The sequence below is a fragment of the Companilactobacillus formosensis genome (genome assembly GCF_005405305.1).
GTDB lineage: Bacteria > Bacillota > Bacilli > Lactobacillales > Lactobacillaceae > Companilactobacillus > Companilactobacillus formosensis.
This window is the reverse complement of the sequence record NZ_BJDU01000001.1, coordinates 189752-212189: the sequence shown is the minus strand read 5'-3', so window position 1 is coordinate 212189 and position 22438 is coordinate 189752. Positions and strand designations below refer to the sequence as shown.

General features: G+C 35.4%; 24 protein-coding genes. 8 read left to right on the top strand and 16 right to left on the bottom strand.

The features are described from left to right. Nucleotides 1–2 precede the first annotated feature (2 nt). Nucleotides 3–641: an amino acid ABC transporter ATP-binding protein gene (locus FFM65_RS01010; protein WP_119317247.1), complete on the top strand. Its 639-nt coding sequence runs from the start codon at nt 3–5 to the stop codon at nt 639–641. 18 nt (nt 642–659) lie between these two features. Next, nucleotides 660–1511 (top strand): amino acid ABC transporter substrate-binding protein, encoded by an 852-nt coding sequence (locus FFM65_RS01005; protein ID WP_119317246.1) that lies wholly within the window; start codon nt 660–662, stop codon nt 1509–1511. A gap of 37 nt (nt 1512–1548) precedes the next feature. Here the strand turns inward: FFM65_RS01005 and FFM65_RS01000 are convergent, their stop codons facing one another. Beyond that, nucleotides 1549–2490, bottom strand: a complete 942-nt coding sequence (locus tag FFM65_RS01000) for an ADP-ribosylglycohydrolase family protein (protein WP_119317245.1) — start codon at nt 2488–2490, stop codon at nt 1549–1551. Nucleotides 2491–2900: 410 nt separating this feature from the next. Between FFM65_RS01000 and FFM65_RS00995 the strand changes: the two genes are divergently transcribed. From FFM65_RS00995 to FFM65_RS00970, 6 genes are all read left to right on the top strand, one after another. Further along, the gene (locus FFM65_RS00995; RefSeq protein WP_119317244.1) at nt 2901–3374 is read left to right on the top strand and encodes a nucleoside 2-deoxyribosyltransferase; all 474 of its coding nucleotides are present in this window, start codon (nt 2901–2903) and stop codon (nt 3372–3374) included. Between the two features lie 11 nt (nt 3375–3385). After that, the gene (locus tag FFM65_RS00990; RefSeq protein WP_057812555.1) at nt 3386–3937 is read left to right on the top strand and encodes a TetR/AcrR family transcriptional regulator; all 552 of its coding nucleotides are present in this window, start codon (nt 3386–3388) and stop codon (nt 3935–3937) included. Nucleotides 3938–4090: 153 nt separating this feature from the next. Further along, nucleotides 4091–5272, top strand: a complete 1182-nt coding sequence (locus FFM65_RS00985; protein ID WP_119317243.1) for a CynX/NimT family MFS transporter — start codon at nt 4091–4093, stop codon at nt 5270–5272. A gap of 49 nt (nt 5273–5321) precedes the next feature. Continuing rightward, nucleotides 5322–5975 (top strand): HAD hydrolase-like protein, encoded by a 654-nt coding sequence (locus FFM65_RS00980; RefSeq protein WP_119317242.1) that lies wholly within the window; start codon nt 5322–5324, stop codon nt 5973–5975. Between the two features lie 109 nt (nt 5976–6084). Further along, the gene (locus tag FFM65_RS00975; protein WP_119317241.1) at nt 6085–6534 is read left to right on the top strand and encodes a PTS sugar transporter subunit IIA; all 450 of its coding nucleotides are present in this window, start codon (nt 6085–6087) and stop codon (nt 6532–6534) included. A 157-nt stretch (nt 6535–6691) separates the two neighbouring features. Next, entirely contained in the window at nt 6692–7903 is a 1212-nt protein-coding gene (locus tag FFM65_RS00970; protein WP_119317240.1) for an MFS transporter, read from the top strand. A 58-nt stretch (nt 7904–7961) separates the two neighbouring features. Here the strand turns inward: FFM65_RS00970 and FFM65_RS00965 are convergent, their stop codons facing one another. The 15 genes from FFM65_RS00965 to FFM65_RS00895 form a co-directional block, all read right to left on the bottom strand. Beyond that, the gene (locus tag FFM65_RS00965) at nt 7962–8756 is read right to left on the bottom strand and encodes a hypothetical protein (RefSeq protein WP_245954203.1); all 795 of its coding nucleotides are present in this window, start codon (nt 8754–8756) and stop codon (nt 7962–7964) included. Nucleotides 8757–8768: 12 nt separating this feature from the next. Then, nucleotides 8769–9890: an AI-2E family transporter gene (locus FFM65_RS00960; protein WP_119317239.1), complete on the bottom strand. Its 1122-nt coding sequence runs from the start codon at nt 9888–9890 to the stop codon at nt 8769–8771. A gap of 85 nt (nt 9891–9975) precedes the next feature. Continuing rightward, a complete protein-coding gene (locus FFM65_RS00955; protein WP_174795659.1) occupies nt 9976–10839 on the bottom strand; it encodes a helix-turn-helix domain-containing protein in 864 nt (287 codons plus the stop codon). 220 nt (nt 10840–11059) lie between these two features. Continuing rightward, nucleotides 11060–11959 (bottom strand): glycine betaine ABC transporter substrate-binding protein, encoded by a 900-nt coding sequence (locus FFM65_RS00950; RefSeq protein ID WP_119317237.1) that lies wholly within the window; start codon nt 11957–11959, stop codon nt 11060–11062. 10 nt (nt 11960–11969) lie between these two features. Then, nucleotides 11970–12836, bottom strand: coding sequence for an ABC transporter permease (locus tag FFM65_RS00945; RefSeq protein ID WP_119317236.1), 867 nt, complete (start codon nt 12834–12836; stop codon nt 11970–11972). Beyond that, a complete protein-coding gene (locus FFM65_RS00940) occupies nt 12829–14040 on the bottom strand; it encodes a quaternary amine ABC transporter ATP-binding protein (RefSeq protein ID WP_119317235.1) in 1212 nt (403 codons plus the stop codon). The genes FFM65_RS00945 and FFM65_RS00940 overlap by 8 nt, the downstream gene beginning before the upstream one ends. A 209-nt stretch (nt 14041–14249) precedes the next feature. After that, on the bottom strand, nt 14250–15218 hold the full coding sequence (locus FFM65_RS00935; protein ID WP_119317234.1) for an electron transfer flavoprotein subunit alpha/FixB family protein: 969 nt from the start codon (nt 15216–15218) through the stop codon (nt 14250–14252). After that, nucleotides 15219–16016 (bottom strand): electron transfer flavoprotein subunit beta/FixA family protein, encoded by a 798-nt coding sequence (locus tag FFM65_RS00930; protein ID WP_119317233.1) that lies wholly within the window; start codon nt 16014–16016, stop codon nt 15219–15221. Nucleotides 16017–16025: 9 nt separating this feature from the next. Next, the gene (locus FFM65_RS00925; RefSeq protein WP_119317232.1) at nt 16026–17150 is read right to left on the bottom strand and encodes an acyl-CoA dehydrogenase family protein; all 1125 of its coding nucleotides are present in this window, start codon (nt 17148–17150) and stop codon (nt 16026–16028) included. A 137-nt stretch (nt 17151–17287) separates the two neighbouring features. Then, nucleotides 17288–17707, bottom strand: coding sequence for a MerR family transcriptional regulator (locus FFM65_RS00920; RefSeq protein ID WP_162897890.1), 420 nt, complete (start codon nt 17705–17707; stop codon nt 17288–17290). Between the two features lie 122 nt (nt 17708–17829). Then, complete coding sequence (gene dltD, locus FFM65_RS00915; RefSeq protein ID WP_119317230.1) at nt 17830–19086, bottom strand: D-alanyl-lipoteichoic acid biosynthesis protein DltD; 1257 nt, start codon at nt 19084–19086, stop codon at nt 17830–17832. A gap of 8 nt (nt 19087–19094) precedes the next feature. Further along, entirely contained in the window at nt 19095–19334 is a 240-nt protein-coding gene (gene dltC / locus FFM65_RS00910) for a D-alanine--poly(phosphoribitol) ligase subunit DltC (RefSeq protein ID WP_010018389.1), read from the bottom strand. A 15-nt stretch (nt 19335–19349) separates the two neighbouring features. Next, nucleotides 19350–20558 (bottom strand): D-alanyl-lipoteichoic acid biosynthesis protein DltB, encoded by a 1209-nt coding sequence (gene dltB, locus FFM65_RS00905; protein WP_119317229.1) that lies wholly within the window; start codon nt 20556–20558, stop codon nt 19350–19352. After that, entirely contained in the window at nt 20551–22071 is a 1521-nt protein-coding gene (gene dltA / locus FFM65_RS00900; protein ID WP_119317228.1) for a D-alanine--poly(phosphoribitol) ligase subunit DltA, read from the bottom strand. Before dltA ends, dltB begins: the two co-directional genes overlap by 8 nt. Nucleotides 22072–22091: 20 nt before the next feature. Continuing rightward, on the bottom strand, nt 22092–22241 hold the full coding sequence (locus tag FFM65_RS00895; protein ID WP_010018386.1) for a teichoic acid D-Ala incorporation-associated protein DltX: 150 nt from the start codon (nt 22239–22241) through the stop codon (nt 22092–22094). Between the last annotated feature and the right edge of the window lie 197 nt (nt 22242–22438).

Here is a 22438-nt window from a genome sequence, read left to right as displayed (position 1 = left end):
ATATGTTGAAATTAAATAATATTACTAAAAGCTTTGATGGCAAAACCATCTTAAATAATCTAAATCTCGAAGTTAAAGATAATTCAATTTTAAGTATCGTTGGACCTAGTGGTGCTGGTAAAACTACTCTCTTACGTTGTATCGCTGGACTAGAAAAAATTGATTCTGGTAGCTTTATTCTCAACGATAAGCCTTTTGATCCTTTCGATGAATCAGTTAAAGAACGCGTTGTTGGCGTTGTTTTCCAAGATTTCAATCTCTTCCCTCATTTATCCGTTATGGAAAACGTTGCTTTAGCTCCACAAATGGTCCTAAAACAAGACAAACAAACTGTTCAAAAAAACGTTGATGAACTTTTAGCACAATTAGGCTTAACTAGTCTCAAAAATCAATATCCTTTCGAATTATCTGGTGGTCAAAAACAACGTGTTGCTATCGCCCGTGCTTTAGCCATGAAACCACAAATTCTCTGTTATGATGAACCAACTTCAGCGCTAGACCCAAGTCTTCGTGACACCGTTGCTCAAGTTATTTTGGATTTGAAAAAAACAGGTATCACTCAAATTGTCATCACCCACGACCCTGACTTTGCCAAAAAAATTGCTGATCAATTACTAGAAGTAAAACCACTGAACAACTAATTATAGGGGGATTAAATTATGAAGAAAAAAATATTATTATTCATGACCTTCTTAGCCTTCTTTGGTTTATTAGCTGGTTGTAGCAGCAATAAAAAATCTGTAGCTCAAGAAGCCAATACGACTGATACTTGGTCATCTATCAAAAAAAGAGGTCGTGTCATTATCGGGCTGGACGATACATTCGTTCCCATGGGTTTTCGTCAAAAAGATGGTAACTTAGTTGGCTACGATATTGATTTAGCCAAAGCCGTTTTCAAACAATACGGTATCAAAGCTGACTTTCAACCTATCGATTGGAATATGAAGGAAACTGAACTAAGAAATCGAACTATTGATTTGATTTGGAATGGTTACACAATTACGCCAGCTCGTAAGAAACAATTGATGTTCTCACGTCCTTACATGGCTAACCGCCAAGTTCTTGTTACCAAGACCAACCAAAATATCACTTCATTTAAGGGTATGAAAGGTAAAACTCTTGGAGCTCAAACGAGTTCTTCTGGTGCCAGTCTATTGGACGAACACCCTGCAATGCTAAAAAATTACATCAAAAATAAAACGCCAGTCCTCTATGATTCTTTCAACAATGCTCTAATGGACTTAGATGCCAACCGAATTCAAGGTCTTTTAATCGATAGCGTCTATGCTGGTTACTACATTAGCAAAGAAAAGAATCCTGACTCATATCGCATTACTAGTGGTGGTTTCACAGGTGAAGATTTCGCCGCTGGTATGAGAAAAGGTGATAAAACTTTGAAGAAGAAAATTGATCAAGGTTTACAAAACTTAGCCAACACCGGTGAATTACAACAAATCAATAAGAAATGGTTTGGTAATTCTGATAACTCGTTAATTCAGCCTGAAAAATAAAAAACTCGTTAGACCTCTCAGACAGGTTTAACGAGTTTTACTTTTTTGTTGCTTCTTTTTTAGCAAATGGCTTAATAAATTTATCTAATAGTGGCTTATTCTGTAACTGACTCTTCCACTTATCGCTGATATGATCACTTAAATTCTCACAACTTGCCAATGTAGCAGTAATACTGGCAATCGTATCAGTATCCTCACCCAAGTTGACTGCTAAAATTACCGCTCCGTCAATACTGGTAGAGTTTAAAATACTCCATGTACTAGCTAACAATGTATCTACAACGTAACCAGTAGATTTAATATCTTTGCGCAAAGTTGTAGCAAATTCTGGTTGGAACATTGCTTCAAAATAAGGTAATTCTTTTAGCTCACTTGGACGTTTCTCTAAAGCTTTCGTAAGTTGATTAGGTAAAACATCTAAGGTAGCTCGTAATGAACGACCATTTAATAAATTATGAATAATTTCTAAATAAATATAACTAGCAACGATACTTCGTGGATGACGATGTGTCAAACTAGTGTACTCACGTTCTAATTGGAGACGTCGATCCAAATTAATTTCATTAACTAAGTCAATTGCCAATGGTGCTAGCCGCATTAATGCTCCATTGCCATTTGCTTCCACGCTTTTATCCCCGGACTCCAAAGCTGGATAATGATTAACTGACCAATTACGTAAAGCTTTTGCACAAGTGTTACCAATTCCAAACGCTACCCCGTTAGGTGTGTATTCATTGTGGAACATGTAATTAACGAACTTTTGCATCAAGTCGTCATAATTTTGATTTGCCATTAAATTCTCAATTAGAGGCAAAGTGAAAGACGTATCATCTGACCAGCTTCCCGCAGGCTGTTCCCAAGTGCCTGTAGTCATTGAGTCGATATAATATGAATCTCTCTTATCAAATTCAACTGGAACCCCTAATGCATCCCCAACTACACCAGCATAAAGGATATTCTCAATTTGGTACGCTTGCATTTTAATTCATCTCCCATCAAAAAACTGAGACTATATTCTAGCCTCAGTTTAACTTTTCTACATATTAAGAATACTACATTTCTTCCCATCTATAAGCACGTTTAATCCTAAAAAATTAAAAGAAGTACCGCTAAAAGAATCCCGAATGCGGCTAACCAACTGACTTTTTTCTTGTCATTGTTGGCCTTTGGTAATTTTTTATTCATAAGCATTGCCTCCATGCCCTAGAAAAGTTATATCATCTTATGAATCAGATGAAAAGGCTTTTTTGACATTTTTAACAATTATTATTTACAGATTTTACTAATTATTAAGGAATTAATATCACCCTTTAAAAACGATTTCACGAGCATTCTCCGAACATTTCAGTATAATTAAAGTATAAACATAAAGGAGTTATTACTAAAACCATGGAAAAAAAGAATCGTGTTTACTTAGCAGGCCCATTTTTCAGTGATCAACAAGTCAAACGTCTAGATGACGTTCAAGCACTCTTAGAACAAAATCCTACTATTGGTGACGTCTTCCGTCCTGGCAAGCATGCTTACGATGCAGCTGAGTTTGGTTCATTTGAATGGCAAACAGCTGTCTTCAAACATGATATTAACAATATTAATGTTTCAGATGTAGTCGTTGCAATGTTAGACTATAAAATAGAAGAAAACGAGTTTGAACCAGACTCTGGAACTGTTTGGGAATGTGGCTATGCAGCAGCTCACAATATTCCTGTTATTGGCGTTAGAAACATTGACGATCAACCACTTAACTTAATGCTAGCTGCCAGTTTAACTGCTTTCTTTAATGGTTCTAAAAACATTCAAGACATCAAAGATTATGATTTCAATTCATTGATGACTCGTTATGAAAATGTAAAAGTGTTCTAGGAGGAACAAAAATGTCACAAGTAACACAACGAACAGAAAAATCGATTATCACCGCGATGATTTCCTTACTTCAAAAGAAACCATTCGAAAAAATCACTGTTGGTGATATTTGTGACGAGGCTCTAATTAACCATAGTACCTTCTACCGCTACTTTAGTGATAAATATGAATTGCTACATTCAGTCTTTTCTTACCTATTGGATGATTTAATCAACAACACTTCCAATGCGAAAACAATTGTTTACCAAATCGCTGATTTCATGGAAAAGAATAGCAATTTTATCCACCATATTTCTCCACAATATCAAACGAAAGCTAACCTCTATCCTGAGTTTAGAAGCATTCTCCAAGATATTGTCAAAACTAAAAGTAAAGATCCTAATAGTCAAAAAGATCCTCTAATCAAAATGATTACCGAATCAGACGCACCTGAGTTAATGATCAGTTTTATTGTTGGTGGTTTGATTGGATTAGTTGAATATTTAGAAGATAACGATTTTAAAGTTTCTCGAACTAAATTTATCGAATTTACTGAGAATTTCTTCGCCAAATGGTCTAAATAAGCTTATTTTTAAGTTTCATCAAGATGATTAATTCATTTTGATGAGGCTTTTTTAGTTAGTGTTTATCTTGCCGTCCTCCATATTAAAGCAAATTTGGCACAATCTTTTATTAGGTTTAAAATTAAATTAATAACAAACACTTGGGGAGAAATTATGAAAGCATCCACAAAAATCAATAAATCGTGGTTCTTATTTAGCATGATGTTAATTGCTGCTAACTTAAGATTACCAATCACCATGATTCCACCACTACTCAGCACGATTGAAAAAGATCTTGGCATTCCTAAATCTTTGGCCGGACTCATCACATCAATTCCACTAGTTACCTTTGCCTTACTTTCACCAATTATCGTCAAAGTTGCCAAAAAATTTGGTAATGAATTGACGGTTTTCTTATTTTTTATACTGTTAATTATCGGTAGTTATTTACGCGTTATCCCTACTATTGGAGCTCTGATGTTCGGAACTTTTCTAGTCGGAGTCGGTATCGATAGTGGGAACGTTTTGGTCCCAGCCATGATCAAGGACCACCTCCCTAATCAAATTCCCTTAGGAACCAGTTTATATACAATGTCGATGTTATTGATTGGCGCAATTGGAACAGCTTTAGCCGGTGTGTTAATTACCAAAATCAGTCTGCAACTTACCTTGATGATTTTATCGGTTGCGGCTATTATTGCTCTAATTTTTTGGATTCCAAATTTGCGCTATAATCAACGTGATACTGCTAGTACTAAGCACGTCAGTTACCGTAGCGTTTGGAATCAATCACTCGGTTGGTTGATCACTGCCTTTTTTGGCTTTCAATCATTAGTTTATTATTCATTCGTTACGTGGTTACCTTCAATGTTAGAAAGCCATGGAGTTAGTGCCATTTTAGCTAGTAATTTATTAACTATTTTGCAGTTGAGTGGTTTGCCTTGTTCATTTATTGTGCCCTATTTCTCAACTAAAAAGCACGGTTTCAAGCATTTATTGATCATGCTAACAATTGGTTATGCCATTGCCCCACTTGGATATTTGTTCCCTACTGGCAATTTGATTTTTCTGAGCATCGTAACAGTCGTGACCGGCTTTGGTTCTGGAATTGCTTTCAATATGGCGGTTATCTTCTTCACTGAAAAGACAACCAATCATTATCAAACTGCCGAAGTATCCGGTATGGCTCAATCTGCCGGCTATCTACTAGGTGCCATTGGTCCAGTTTTATTCGGATACTTAGAAAATGCTCTGAATTCCTGGAATCTAGTTTTAGCAATTCTAGTATTAGTATCTGTTCTACTCGTTTTATCGGGAATTTTAATTGCCCACCATCAACCTATTGCAGAACATTGATTATTCTGTACTATAATTAAATAATATAAATCATTGAGGAGAAAAATTTATGAAGAATTTGTTTTTTGATTTTGATGGTACGATTGCTAATACCCAAGAGGGTATCGTTAATGCCCTAGAATATATGGTCAATGACTTGAAAATGGAACATCTTGGTGTCGATACTTACAAGAAATTCATTGGACCTTCTCTAGTCGATAGTCTTGAGAGATTTTATCCTGATTTCCCTAAAGCTCGCTATCAAGAAGCGGTCAAATCTTTCCAAAGTTACTACAACACGAAGGGTGTTTATCAACTAGAATTATATTCCGGCATGAAAGACATGCTACAACAATTAAAAGATGCTGGTTATAACCTTTATATTTCATCAGTCAAAACTGAATCAATGTTAAAAATCCTTATTCCCCATTTAGGTTTGGACAATTATTTTGAAGGTTTTTACGGTCAATCTGAAGATGGATTCACTCGTAACACTAAACCAGCTATTCTCAAATATGGTCTCGATAACAGTGAATCCGCTGCTGAAGATTCTATTATGATTGGCGACCGCATGACCGATATGCAAGGTGGAGTTCAAAATAACGTCCACACTTTGGGAATCACTTATGGTTTCGGTGATCATCAAGAATTAAAAGACTCCGGTGCCGAATTAATTGTCGACCATGTTGATGATATTCCTGACGCAGTAAAAAAATTTAAATAATTTAGTTTTTACCCTTGCTATGAAACGGGTTCGATAAGATAACATAATGGTTGTAAAGAGTTAGACATGTCGATACTTGTAAAATAATTATGCAAGGGAGATAACAATTATGTTCAAAATTTTCAGAAAGAACCACACAACCGCAAACATCGAATTAAAAGATAACAATGAAATGAGTGCTTTAAAATTAGCTGCTTCAAAGACTGCTGAAGAGTTCAACGTTGATGAACAAAATATTCAAAGTAGTATTTTTGCTAGTGCTGCTCAAGATGACAATTTCATCGAAGATCGTGCTGTCTTCATGTTCGTTACTAGCGATAAGAAGAGTCGAGCTCACACTATGACTTTGACTTTCAAAGACCCTGTGGCTTGGGGAAATGACAGAACTCCTATCGATTACTTAATTGTTGGAATATTCCCAAGCAATACTTCTCAAAGTGATGTCGATCTTTTAACTGATAAAATTACCAACACTTTACATGAAAAAGCTGACCAATTGGATGATATTAAATTCAATGGCAGCGAATTGAATAAATTGAATCAATCATTTACAGACTAAAAATTAGCTAGTTGATAAAACTTATCAGCTAGCTTTTTTACTGTCTAAATGTCTACCTATTTCATTGATGTTGGGTTGTTTAAAAAAATGCCTTGTGCTATTATACATTCAAGCAAAATAAATGATGTCAGTGAGCATCAATTTTGGAGGGAAAAAAATGAAAATAGTATCAAAACAGAACCAGCTCGATAACTACCAAGCTAAAGTAGTTGCTTCGACAGCTTCAGGATTTGGATTGGAAAACATGGACGTAATGTTCTTGTCCTTTGCCCTTTCATCCATCATCGCTGAATTGCATCTTAGCGGCACGCAAGCAGGATTGATTTCAACAATCACTAACATTGGTATGTTATTAGGTGGTATTTTTTTTGGAATTTTAGCCGATAAAATCGGTCGTATCAAAACTTTCAGTCATACAATCTTTATCTTTGCCTTTGCGACGGCAGCAATGTTCTTCGCTCATAATCTTACAGCAATTTATATTTGTCGTTTCATCGCTGGTATCGGTGCCGGTGGTGAATATGGAATCGGTATGACTGTTCTAGCCGAAAGCTTTTCAAAGGAAAAATTAGGTCGCGTTTCATCGTGGGTCGGTATGGCTGGTCAAGTCGGAGCTATCTTTGCTTCACTACTAGCGGCCTTGATTCTACCTACATTGGGTTGGCACGCACTCTTCTTATTCGGTGTCATCCCCGTCGTTATTACCTTCTTCATCAGAAGACATTTGAAAGAAAGTACTGCTTTCACTAATTCCTCCAAAGAAAAACATGGTAACATCAAGCAACTCTTTGCTACACCTAAGATTGCTTATCAAACTATTGCTTTAATGATCATGGCTATCGTCCAAATCGCTGGCTACTTTGGTTTGATGAATTGGCTACCAACTATCATGCAAAAACAAATGAACTTGACTGTTGGCGCTTCAACTTGGATGATTGCAACAATTCTAGGTATGTGTGCCGGAATGTTAACTTTCGGTTGGATCTTGGACAACTTAGGACCACGTCTAGCCTTCGGAATTTTCTTAGCTGCTTCAGCTATTGGCGTTTATGTTTTAACTCTACCAAGTAACGTCTGGTCATTGATTCTCGTCGGTGCAGTCGTTGGTTACTTCTCTAACGGAATGTTCGCCGGTTATGGTGCCATCGTTAGCCGTCTTTATCCAACTGAAGTCAGAGCTACAGCCAACAACGTCATCATGAATGTTGGTCGTTGTATCGGTGGTTTCTCAAGTTTGGCCATTGGATTCATTCTAGACAACTACAATATCATGACCGTAATGGTCTTCATTTCAACGCTTTACATCATCAGTTTGCTAGTAATGTTAACCATCACTAATCTCAAAGCTGAAAATTATAAACAAATTTAAAAAATATCCTTTTAGATATGATTGATCAACAACCGTCTAAAAGGATATTTTTTTACTTTTAATGAAACATTCCCAGTATTTTAATTACTAACATAGCTATCACAATACTAATAATCGCATGGATCATAAACAAAATTGAAAACGAAATGAAGTAAACTGAACCACTAATAATAGCTGTTCTGATATTAAACCAATAAAAAATCGATCCAAACACTATCAAGACGACTACCCAGGGCAAGATTCCCTTGTTTACTGTCATAAAATCATTTCTACTCAAGTCGTAACCTGTGCTAGCAATCATGATCGTCAACAAAATATACAAGGCCACCATCGACCAAGAAGCATTAGCAAAACTAGATTTTAAATTGTCCAAAACAGACTCAAAGATCAAACGAAACGACAACGTAGTATTAGTATCCAAACCTTGAGCTAACGAAGTCACACTGAATTGAGCTTTCAACAAAAACTTTTGTAAAAAATACAACGCCATTGAACACGTATAATATGGTGCCAGGCCAATGAAGAAATTACCTAACAATTGATATACGTTACGGTCGTTATAACGATGATCAACCGAACCTAAAGATCCTGATTGTCGATAATTCAGATTCAACAATTGCACCTTAGTTACTTGATGTCCAAATAAATAAGCAAAGATGGCATGCCCTAATTCATGTATTATCACGCCCAAGCCGCCAACGACTAATTGACTATTATTGCCTAAATTATTAACTAAGGTAATTTTTGAAAGATGTCCTAGCCATGATGTTAATAAAGATGTCAAATAAGGAACTAACGTAAAAACAGCTACGAAAGTGATTACGAAACCAAAATAACTATCCCACACAATCATTGCACCTCATTTTTATAAATTCGTTTTACTCAAACGACGATTAGCTTCATTTTTAACTAATTGATAAATCGTTGCTGCTACCGGAACGCCCAACAACATTCCAACGATTCCACCTAGACCGCCACCAACAGTGATGGCACCTAATACCCAAATTCCTGGTAAACCAATCGAAGTACCCACGACTTTGGGATAAATCAAATTACTTTCCAATTGTTGCAATACCAAGATAAAGATAATGAACAATACGGCATCAAGTGGCGATTTCACAGCAATCAATAAGAAACCAACTGCGCCACCCATCCAAGCACCTAAAATTGGAATCAATGATGTTACGCCAACAAAAGCTCCAACCGGCAGTGCATAAGGAAATCTGAACAAAACCATTCCTAATGAACACAAAGTTCCCAAAATAATAGCTTCTGTAACTTGTCCAACGATAAAGCTACTGAACATTTTATTAGTTACTGATAAAACGTAATCCGTCTTTTTTAAGTGTTCTGGTTTGATAAAAGCACGGCCTGCTTTTTTGAATTGTGCACCCAATTTTTCTTTGGAAGCCAAAATATAAATAGCAAAGGTGAAAGCCAAAATAAAATTGAAGAGTCCTTTAGCAAAACCAGTAACTATTTTGATTGAAGAGCCAAAGACTCCACCAACGCCACTAGTTAAGAACTTCATAACTTTATTTTGAACACTAGTCCAATCAACATTGACCGATTCCAATTGATCGGATATTACTGAATTCTTATTGAGTTTTTCGGCAAAGTTTGCTAAATCACTAAAAATCGAGGGAATCGACTTGAAGAAGTTAGTCAGAGCACTGATAAATTGCGGTAAAACTAGTCTAAATACTCCAGCCATGACTAAAATAACAATCAAGAGCGATAGCAAAATCACCCACATGCGCCGAGTCTTCTGAATCCATTTTATTTTAGTGTTAGGAAAGAAATGTTTTTCCAAACGGACACACAAAATATTGAGTGCATAAGCCAAAACAGCCCCTAAAACTAACGGTAAAATTACACTAAAAAGATTCAGAGCAATTTTATAAATCTGTACTGGATAGATAATTAAAAATAGTACTAAAACAATTACTATTCCGTATTTGATAATTTGCTTGCGGTTAACATTCATAATTTCTCTCCTAACTATACTTATTGTCTATGATAACAAAAAAGAAGACCCCACAAGATTATTGTGAAGTCTTCTTTAATAAGAATTATAATTTATTACTTGCGACCCAACGTTTAATCAAAGCTATTTCTTTTTCATTCTGATTAAATTCTGAAAAGACTAACGCTTTATTCATAAAGTTACGTACTTTCTTATTGTTACCATTAACACGACTTTCATTCATTGCTAGCTGAGCATAAATTCGAGCAATATAATAAGTCACATGATTTTGTGCACAGATCTTTACACCATATTTTAAAAGTGCATTAGCTGTTTCCAAATCATTTCTTTCTGAGTAATAAATAGCACAATAAAAAATAATATTAATATAGCGCCAGATCTTATTAACATCATCAATCGACATTGTATAAATATTACTAAATACTTTACTGAAATAATACTCGCTCTTTTGATCATCGCCTTGTTTGGCGTAAACCATTCCCATGCCAACAAAGGACAAGAAAGTAAAAATAGTTTCGCCGCGACTATCTAATTCAGACAAAATTCGATTAAAGTCAAAGACCGCATCAAACAAGTCTCCATCATCCAAGACATTTAAGTAACCTTTAAGATAATAATATTGCATCATAGCATCACGATCATCAGCCAAATCTTTTGGATCAATCGATTTAATGATTTTCCAAGAATCTTCATATTCTTGAATTATCAAATTAAATTCAGCCTTGTTCATTTGCTTGATAACTTGTTGACTCTTATTATCACTGACACCAATGATACTATCTAAAGACAAATCTAAACGATTGCATAATTGAATCAAAATCTTCAAGGAAGGAATTTTACCATTGTTTTCAAATTTGCTAAGCGTTGCTTGAGTACAGATGCCATTACTTAATTCTTTTTGGGAGAGACCTAATTTTTTTCTTTTATCAATAAACGTTTGTATATCCACGCCATCGCCCCTATATAAAAATTTCATATTATAATTAATTTAATTATATACCCTCCCTTATACCATGTCATTGAATTCCATACTAAGTAGATAATTTGTCTTGTTTTTTAATATTATTTCATATGATTTAAGGAATAACAAATCAATTAAATATTCCATTAGTATATAAAAGAGATTTTTAGCGCAAAAAAAAATGGAATTTCTTCCATTTTTTAACTTCTTATTTTAAATCTTCAATAGAATTGATATTCTTCATATAAGTTGGTACAGCCAATCCAACTTTGGCACCATTCAAGTTGGCACCTAAATCAACAAATCTGCCCTTATAATCAGAATAGAATTTAGCAGCAGTCTTAGGCAACCAAGCACTGACAGTAGCATCAGCAGCGTTGGTAGCAATTGAAGCCCAAACTGGTTGCATTTCCATTGATTGAATAGTTACTTTGTAACCTTGTTTCTTCAAGACTTGAGCAATTACGTTAGTTGAGGCAATTTCTGAATCCCAAGCAACATAAGTAAGCTTGATTGATTTGCCATGAACTTTCTTAACACCTTTAGTCCATTGATCAACAATTTTAGGATTCTTCTTGATCCATTTGTTAGCAGCCTTCTTAGGTGACATACCAGCATTAACATCCAACATAACATCAGACATTTGTGATGGTGTCCAGTGGAATCTGTCCAAAATCGTATATGCTTCTGGAGAATCCTTCTTTAAACCTTTACGAACGATGGTACTAATATGCTCAGCTTTACCATAAACATTTTTAGGATCTTTTAAGAATTTTAATTTATACTTCTTAAACATCCAGTGTGGTTGCCAACCAGTAATTACGATTGGCTGTTTGTTTTTATAAGCTTTATCCAAAGTACTAGTCATAGCTGAAGTAGAACTTGGTTGTAGTTGCCAATTGTGATCTTCCAGCTTGTATTTCTTCAAAGCAGTTTGTGTTGTACTCATTTCACCAGCACCAGCATCAATACCAGTAATAGTGTAATTAATTTGGGGACCCAACTTTTCCTTACTGTTGTATGGAGCTGTTTGGGAACTACATGCGGAAATAATTGGGATAATTAGTAAAGCTAATAAGAAAAGTTTAATAAACTTTTGTTTTTTCAAAAAATCCCTCCTAGTTTTTTCTGCGTGTTCTTGTTAGTGATTGAGTCAATCTATCCAAAATAATTGCCAAGATAACGATTGCCAAACCAGCGGCGAAACCATTACCAGCATCGTTTCTACCAACGGCGAAGTAAACTTGTGTACCAAGTCCCATAGCACCGATCATAGAAGCAATAACAACCATTGATAGTGAAAGCATCATACTTTGGTTGACACCAGCCATCAAACTAGTTTTGGCGATTGGTAATTCAACCTTGAACAATTTTTGCCATTCAGTTGAACCAAATGAATCTGCGGCTTCGATCAATTCATTAGGAACTTCACGAATACCCATATTAGTCATTCTAACTGTTGGTGGCATAGCGAAAATAACTGAAGCTACGATACCTGGAACCATACCGATACCGAACAAGGCAACAGCAGGAATCAAGTAAACGAAGGCTGGCATTGTCTGCATGAAATCAAGAATTGGTTTCAAGATAACTTCAGCCGTGTGACTCTTAGCCATCAAAATTCCTAGTGGAATACCAATTATGATGGCAATCAAACTAGATGTTAGAACCAATGATAATGTTTGGGTCATATCACGCCAGTAATCTAAGTTCCAAACTAACAATAATCCTAGGAACTCAAAAATTAACAGACCCCAGTTTTGCTTATCTCGATTAACAAAATAAGTTAGAGCTAATACTAAAATAATAAATAACCAAATTGGAATCAGATCAAAAACCCATTGAAAGGCACTATTGATTGAACCAATAAAATTAGTAATAGCATTGAAGAAGCCAGTGAATTGAACTAGCCAATCAACAAAACTATCGATCCAATTAGCTAATGGAAGTTTTGGAATACTACCTAATAGTAAAAGACTATTCAAAATCGCTCACCTCATTTCCTGCAAGGGCACCTAGTACGGCACCACGAACAATGATTCCTTTCAGTTGCTTCTTGTCGTTTACAACAGCAAATGGAATACCTGTTTGTGAGATATCATCCATCAAGTCTGAAATTGGAGTATCTTCATCTGTTGTAGGAACTTTGGTTTGAATAATAGGTGTAATATCCCCTTTCTTCTCGCGAACTAATTTAATCACATCGTTGGCATCAACGACACCTAGTAACTTACGTTCATTGTTGATAATGTAAGCTGTTGAAACTTCGTTAGCTTTCATCATCTTCAATGTCAAACGTGGACCAGCTTTTTCAATATTAATCGTCATTGGACGAATCATAACATTACCAGCAGTAAGAACCTTACTTCTATCCACATTTTCAATAAAGTTTTCGACATATTCATTAGCAGGATGTGTCAAGATATCTTCTGGTGTACCAGTTTGAATAACCTTAGCATCCTTCATAATCATAATTCGATCACCAATCTTTAATGCTTCATTCAAATCGTGACTGATAAAAATGATTGTTTTATGCAAGCGATCTTGAATATCCAATAGCTGATCTTGCATGTCGGTTCTGTTCAATGGATCAAGAGCTGAGAAAGCCTCATCCATTAAAAGTATTTCGGGGTCGTTGGCTAATGCACGAGCTAAACCAACACGTTGTTGCATACCACCTGACAATTGATCAGGGTATTCATTGTTATAACCTGTAATTCCGACTGTTTCTAGTGCTTCATTGGCTTTCTTTTCACGAGTATCTTTATCTACTCCTTGAATTTCCAAGCCATATTCAGTATTTTCTAAAACTGTTCGATTAGGTAATAATCCAAAGTTTTGGAAAACCATACTCATTTTCTTTCGACGAACATCACGAAGTTTTTTCTTATCCATCTTCATGACGTTTTCGCCATCAATCAAAACTTCACCCTCTGTTGGGTCGATAAGACGATTGATCATTCTTACCAATGTTGACTTACCACTACCGGATAGACCCATGATAACGAAAATTTCACCATCGTAAATCTTGAAATTTGCTCGGTCTACACCAACTGTGGCACCTGTTTCTTTGAGAATTTCTGATTTATCTTTTCCTTGTCTGCTTAACTCTTTGGCTTTGGCGATTCTCTTACCAAAGATTTTCGTTAGGTTTTTGACTTCTACTTTTGTACTTTTATTAGTACTCATTAAATCCCCCATTCTTGGAATTGATTAAACTTACTTTTATGCTCAATAATTAGAAATAAAAAAGCTGTTATTTAACAATAAAGAAATAACAACGACCCTTATAACCCTAACAAATATATTTTGCTTATGCAAATTATTACTATTCTTTTAAACTGTTTATTCCAAAAAAAATCCCCTATTCGTAAATTAGAATAGGAGACGTATTGTAGTTATAGTATAGCTTCGAGCGACTTAGCGAATTCTTGAGCATTCCCAACAAAAAAATAATCCGAATGCTTAAAAATTTGTGCGTTTTTATCCGTATTAATCGAAACAACGACCTTGGCATTTGATATTCCAGAAGTATATTGAACGGCTCCAGAAATTCCTAAATTAATCAATAAATCAGGGGCAATTGTTTGACCGCTTTGACCAATTTGATCAGCAATTGTAAACTCTTCCAAATCAGTCAATGGACGCGTCACTCCGAGACTGGCGTTTAACTTCTGAGATAAACTCTTGGCAACTTCAATATCTTTAACCGTTTTACTACCTCGACCGATAGCTACAACGTGTTTAGATTGCTTGATATCTTTAGCTTTTTGGGTAGGTAAAACACGACTTTTTATTTGTAATTGATTGTCTTTCTTCCATTGTATGTTGGAAATGGTTTCCATTTGCAAATTAGAGTTAGTTTTCTTTTCAGCGGTGAAAACATTAGGACGGGCTGTGACCATCTGTGGTCGGCGATCTGGAATCGTAATTTCACACATAATATTGTCGCCGTATGAAGGTTTAGTTTGTACTAACAAATCATCTTCAAAATGCAAATCTAAACAGTCAGCTGTCAATCCAGTTTGTAAACGTGCTTGCAATCTTGGAGCAATTGAACGACCGGCAACTGTAGCTGGAAAAATCAAAGTATTAGGAGTGCCTTTTTGTTTAATTAAATTAGCTAAAGCATCCGTGATTTCTAAATCATCACCATCAGCTAAAGCGTCATCTTTAATAGTGATAATTTTGTCTGGGCCATAAGCACTCAAAGTAGTTTCTAAATTGGCAGTGGTCTTTTCAATCAAAATAGCTACCACTGGATCATGACTAATTTGATTCATTTTAGTAATCAATTGAAAAGTGACGGGATTAATTTCGTTTAAATCATTTTCTGCGAAAATCCAATTTTCTTTTATAACTGTCATTTATTTGTCCTCCGTCAAAATATTTTTCTGCTTCAAAATATCAACTAATTCACGAGCAGCCGTTACTGGGTTATCAGACAAACGATGATTTTTCTTAGCAACTTTTTTAGGTTCTGAAATTGAACGGACAATTGTTGGAGAACCTGCTTGTCCAACTCGTTGTTCGTCTAAATTCAAATCATTAGCATGCCAAGTAATGATGGGTTTATCAAAACTCTTAGCAATCTCAACGACATTAGTATATTTAGGACTATTAGCCTTGTCAGTAGCCGTTAGAAGAAGCGGTAATTTAGCGGTAATTGTTTGTTCTACATTTTCCAATTTACGATCAATTACCAAATGATCTTCAAAAGCTTCAATCTTATCAGCATAAGTAACTTGAGGAACGTTCAACATTTCAGCAATGATTGGCCCTACTTGACCGGTGTCAGCATCAACCGACTGTTGTCCTACCAATACTAAATCGACCCCATCAATTTTTTTGATAGCTTCACCTAGTACGTATGCGGTTGCTAGAGTATCCGCACCAGCAAATGCACGATCAGACAAAAGAACTGCTTTATCAGCGCCAAGGGCCAAAGTTTCTTGCAAGGAAACAGCAAAATCATCTGGACCCATAGATAGAGTGATAACTTCTCCGCCAACTTGATCTCTAATTGCTAAAGCCGCTTGCAAAGCGTGCAAATCATAAGAATTGATAACACCACCTAGGCCACGTCGATCAATATTTTTAGTTTTTTCATTAATCTTGACGTTTGTCGTTTCAGGAACTTGTTTAATACCAACAACTATTTTCATAACTTCCTCCTAGGCTCTATTCTTTGCTTCAATCAAAGCAATCTCTGTCCGCATTTTTTCAACTGTACCTTCAGCTAATTCCATTGCTCTGGCATCTCTGATCAAATGCTCAACTGGATAATCTAGACTATAACCGTATCCACCTAAAATTTGTAAAGCATCGTCACCGGATTTAACAGCGCTCCGACTTCCATATGCTTTAGCCATGGCAGCCTCTTCTTCGTAATCTTGGCGATTGTCTTTTAACCAAGCAGCTTTTTGATAAAGCAGTTTAGTTGTTTCCTTAGCAATGGCGATATCAGCGACTTTTCTTTGAATACCTTGCATTTGAATGATTGGCGTATCGATAGCTTTTCTGTGAGTTGCGTAATCTGTCACGATATCTAACTCGTGTTCCATGATGCCAGTCAAAACGGCACCCATCAAAACTCGTGCATCATTGTGAGCACTGTCGCCGATTTCCTTACCCATACCAACTTTACCTAACAAGTGATTCTCATCAACTTCAATATTATTCATGACAATTTCGCCAACTGGAACACCTGTCAAACCTAAGAAGTTCTCTTGCTTACCAAATTCAAAGCCTTCCATATCTTTATCGACAATAAAGAAAGACAATTCTTCAGGGGCAGTTTTGACAAGAACACAATAAATTTCTGCTAGTCCACCATTTGTGATCATGATCTTATCGCCATTAATAATCCATTTGTTACCAACGTGTTCTGCATGTGAGTTAATTCCTAAAGGATTGGATCCACCACTCGGTTCAGTCATTGAAAAAGCAATAATTCGTGATTTTGCTTGAGGTAAATACTCATCTTTTAAAGCCTGATTACCGAACTTAACGATTTGATCAATCGACTTGAAATGACCTTCCAAGGTAACCGCCAAACTAGCATTGCCACGGGCGATCTCTTTGATCATCTCAGCAGTCGTTGAACCATCAAAACCTGCTCCACCGTACTCTTTAGGCAACATTGTACTCAGCAAATCTGTTTCTTTTATTTTATTCAACAAGTCATTTACATACGATCTTGTGTGATCAATTTCCATATCAAATGGTGCTACTTCATTTTCTGTGAATGATTTAACCATTCGTAAGAGGATTTCTTTGCTTGTCTTATTTTGATCCATAACGCTCTCCTTGCATGTTAATTTTTTCACATATGAGGATAAAAAAATACCAAACTAATCTATCTAGCCACATGATATATTAGTTTGGGTATAAAGTAAATATAACAATATTATATACAGATAATTATTTATGTATATCAAAGCTTAGGCTTATCTAAATGCATTTCTTCTTTAACGTACTTTTCCGTACCATCATTAGTTGCCTTACCATAATATTCACATTTAAAATTGATGACATCGAGTGTTTCTTGTAGTTGGCGCATTTGTTCTTGAACCGATAGACGTAATTGTAAGAACATATCAAAGCGTTCTTGTAACGACTCGTCGCCTTCAGTCGTCCACTTGATGAATTGCTTGATTTCTTTGATTGGCATCCCTGCGTTCTTTACACACTCAACTATTTGTAATGTACTTAAATTTTCTTCAGTAAAACGGCGTACCCCAGCAGCGTTTTTATTTAAATTAGGGATCAAACCTTCTTTATCATAGTAACGTAATGTGGGCACTGACAAGCCGAATTTCTCAGCTACTTCACCGATTGAATAAGTAGTTTCTATTTCTTGCATCATAATCTCCTTAATTTCTCATTGACCTAAAGTTAACTTAATATATAGTGTTGATAATAACATTTATCCATAAAAAAAGCCCCCCTGACCATCCAGGGAGGTTTTTTTGATTCTTAAAATTGATTATCGCTAGCCCATTCTTTTGTTAAGAAGTAACTATTCATGTGATATTGCGTATTCTTAGGATCAGCTTTCTTAGTTTGATAATAACCTTTAAGGCTCTTATCTAGCATTAACCAGCCACGCCAACCCATGTGAATCGTATCTTCAGCAATGTAGTTAGGATTCTTAACGTTTGATAAATCTACAATATTATTGAAACCTTGAGACTTCAATTGATATTTGATCTTTTTATCAAAATTAGTAATGGAACTCATTGGCATTCCTGTATATTTGACCCAATAAGGATTAATTGGTTGAATGACGAACATTACTTCAGTCTTATTTTGAGCAAACATATATAACAAAGCTTGAAAGTCGTTGTATTCAGGGGAACGTGTATAAGTAACGTGTCTATGCGCATTCTTATACTTGATGATTCTCTTTTTCAATTCCTTCTTGTAAAAAGAATTACCAATTTGCAAATCATTATCAGTTGAATGTTTCTTTGCTAATTTAACAGCTAATTGATTCAAATGCTTGTAATCATAAGTATCAGGTAACTGACTAGCTGCTTTATCAATCATCTTTTGATGATCATTCATTGAAAGTGCTCCAAAGAGATTATCTTGACTTTGTAAACTTGAACGTGAAATTCTTTGAATGTACATCCGTTGGAAGTTAGTAATCTGTTGACCTTTGGAAATACGCTTCAAAGCACCGTCTTCAATTGGACCTTTGCTAACACCCAGATCAAGCACTCTTTTAGCGATGTATTTATTCATTGCTTTATCACCGTGATCAGAATTTAAAATAAATCCCGTCAATTGTAATGGTGATAAGAAGTACTTGAACGCGTCAGAAGGAACACCGGTTTTCGTAAACCACTGTGGTGAAATGATAAAGACAGCTTTATTCCCTTTCAGATTAGACATTCCGCCGACGTTAATAGCTTGAGTCAGTGAGGCAGTACCAGGATTACCTTGCAAGAATGGTTTATTCTTCCAATGATATTTTTGTGCCATGGAAGATGGGTGGAACGGATCCATTCTAGAAAGTTCCGATGAACCAATAATAGGAATGTAGTTTTCTTTTTCAGCAGCATTCTTAACACTCTCACCTTTTAAAACTCGCACATCCAATGAAGTGGCCGCTTGGTCAATTTTTTTAGGAGTGACAGTTTTAAAATTGATTGGTGCAAATAGAAGAATCAACAATGCAACAATAGCAACTATAACAGGTCCAAAAATCATCCATAACTTTTTTTTCATAATCTACTCTATTCCAATTCTTGTACACGTTGAGCAATTTTATTTACGGTTGACCATTGTGAACGGTCAAATTCTGAAACTGGTACTTGGATACCAAAAGTATCTTGTAATGTAACTAGAACTTCTACTGTTGCCATTGAATCTAGAACACCATCTTTAAATAAATCTTGATCGGCGTCTGAACCTGCATCATCCAAACCTGTAACATCTTTTAAAATATCCACAATTTTGTTTTTAATTTCATCCATAATAAGCTCTCCTAACTAAAACCATAATTTATCTAAAATACCTGAAAAAATCATAAAACTGAAACATACGACGTTGAAAGTCAAGAAGACGGCGAACGCATGCGTAAATTTATTACTTGGAATACTCTTACGATGTCTCTTCTTAAATCTCAACCAAGCATCGTTAGTGATCATTGCTCCGGCGTGGAACAAACCATAAACGATGTAGTACCAAGTCTCACCATGCCAGAATCCCATGATCAAGAACAAGGTCAAGTAACCGAAGTTAGCGATATTGACACGATTCTTGATCCACTTGTGTTTGATCATCGTAAACATCAAACGCATGTAGATGAAATCACGGAACCAGAATGACAAGGTAATATGCCATCTATTCCAGAAATCCTTGATGTTTTTGGACTTAAATGGTGCCTTGAAGTTCATTGGCGTCTTGATACCCATGAAATTACTGATTGAAACGGCAAATAGTGAATATCCAGCGAAATCAAAGAACAAATACATACTATATACGTACATATAAGCCACCAAAGCCCAGGAAATTCCTAATGGTGTTTCACCACGATAAGACAAAGTTAAAATTTGAATCTTTGGTAATAATAAGGTTCCAAAGAAGTAACCGATAATGAATTTATAAGCCAAACCTTGCATTAATTTATTAACACCACTATGCAATAGTTCAACGTATTCATCACGGCTAGGAACCTTTAAAACATCTTTTTGGAAACGTCTGAAACGATCAATTGGTCCTGAAGAAATGGTTGGGAAGAATAGCAAGAACCTGACGAACTCATAAGGTTTAATATTCTTAATTGCCCCATCACGAATCTCCATGATAATTTCAACCGCTTTGAAGGTTAAATAACTGATTCCCATGAAACCAAATAAGGAAATCGTGGCGTTTTTCAACAGCGGATCCAATTTGACGAAGACCAGTGGCACAATCGCCAATACAACAAACATTGTAAAGATCCAGAAATTATTGTGTTTTTTACGATACGACAAGTAAATAAATACTAGTAACATCTCGTAGAGAATGTAAAAGATCAATGAAATCCCCTGCGACATGTTTCCACCAAAGAACGTGATCCAAAGAATCACTACAGTTGCGAAGAAATCATAAATGTGAATCCGTTTGCCAAACCACAGTCCAATCATGATTGGCAATAAAAGTAATAGTAAATAGATAAAGTAATGTGGACTGCTATAAGGAGTAATGTTATTCATTAATCTCGCCTATCAAAGTCTTTCTATCAATTTTTCCATTTTTACTAATTGGCAACTGTTTGACGAACTTGAGAACATTTGGAATCATGTATTCCATCGTCGTTTCTTTAAGTGAATTTTTAATCGTATCTGTTAATTCATTCGTATCAAGATTGCTATATTCGTCTTCTAAAACGATACAAGCAATCATTTTATTAACTTGTTTCTTTTTGTTATAAAGCGGTACAGTACAAGATTGTTTAACTTGTTTAAGATTACCCAAAAGCGAATCTACTTCTTCTAGTTCAATTCGATAACCGTGCATCTTAATCTGAAAGTCTGTTCGGCCATGGTAATATAGCAAGCCATCTTCAGCTTCGCTGACCATATCACCAGTATGATAGAAAATCTTTCCATCGATATTTTCAAAAGCCTTTTGAGTTTGAATCGGATTATTTAAGTATCCTTTAGAAACATCTGGACCACTGACTAACAATTCACCTGTCATCATACCGGTCTTTGAATCAACGCTGCCCAAAATTTTGTGTTCCATATTAGATTTGAGATAACCGATTGGTAAACGATCATATTTATCTAATGCTGCTTGATCAATCAATACGGACGTAATAGCTACAGTATTTTCAGTTGGGCCATAGGTGTTATAAACTTTGGCACTTGGGAATTTCTTCAATAGCTTTTGAGCAGTAGCGTGAGTCAACTCTTCGCCACAGAACATGAATTTGTTTAATTGAGGTAGGTGTTCTTCATCAAAACTTCTAAACAACAAACACATTTCAAAAAATGATGGTGTTGAAACCCAAGTATTAAAGTTGGATTTTAAAATAGCTTGTTGCAATTTACCAAAATTCTTAGTCGTATCTTTATCCACAACATTTAAAGTGACGCCACTCATCAATCCTGGATAAATATCAAAGACTGACAAATCAAATGAAAAAGGTGCTTGTAACAACATATTCATTTGGTCGGTATAATCAAACTTCTCTTGAGCCCAATGTGCAAAATCCAAAATGTTATTCGTACTTATCTGTACACCTTTAGGAGTTCCCGTTGTACCAGATGTAAAGATGATATAGAAGTCATCGTCTAATCCAACACTTTTGTTGCTGTCGTAAATATTATTGTCAGATGATAAAACTTGTTGCAATTCAGTCTTAGTGGCTTGAGGAGTTTCCACACCAAAATCCTTAATATTACTCCAATTTAAAATTAAGCTTGGTTTTGCCACCCCGTTAATTTGAATAACTCGTGATGGATCGGAAGCATCATCAACTGGAATATAAGGATGTCCAGCTTTGATTGAACCCAAGAACAAAACTAGCATTTCAAATTGTTGTCCTCCAAAAATGATCAAAGGACTCTTCGCAGGTAAGAATTTATCCTGCAAAAAATTAGCAACTTGATCTGACTTTTGTAGTAGTTCTTGATAGGTATGTGTTTCTTCACCATTTTGGTAGCAAATCTTTTCGGGGTTTTGTAATGCGGTAGTTGTGATTTTCTCAATAATCTTATTCATACAATTTTCCCTTCTTCTCACTAAAACTCGTTATAAATAAATTTGGCACTTCCGACGCCGTTGTATCCATAAATGTATAAAAGCACAATGAAAATTGCGAAAAATACAATTGTTTTTATAACGAACATTGTGATTGGCTTCTTTAAAAAATCTAGAAAGTTATTTTTCATAAATAACACCTCGATAAAAGACTTCGCTCATGCGGAAACTATATAACCATTCAAAATAAATGGTGTCAAACCAAAAAACGAATCAAAATAATTGAATATTGTTATTTCTATATCACCTGTATAAACATTATAATAAAAAAATAATTGTTCATAGTTGGCTCGTTTCGTAAAAATTATTTGTCTTTTTTGATTATTTC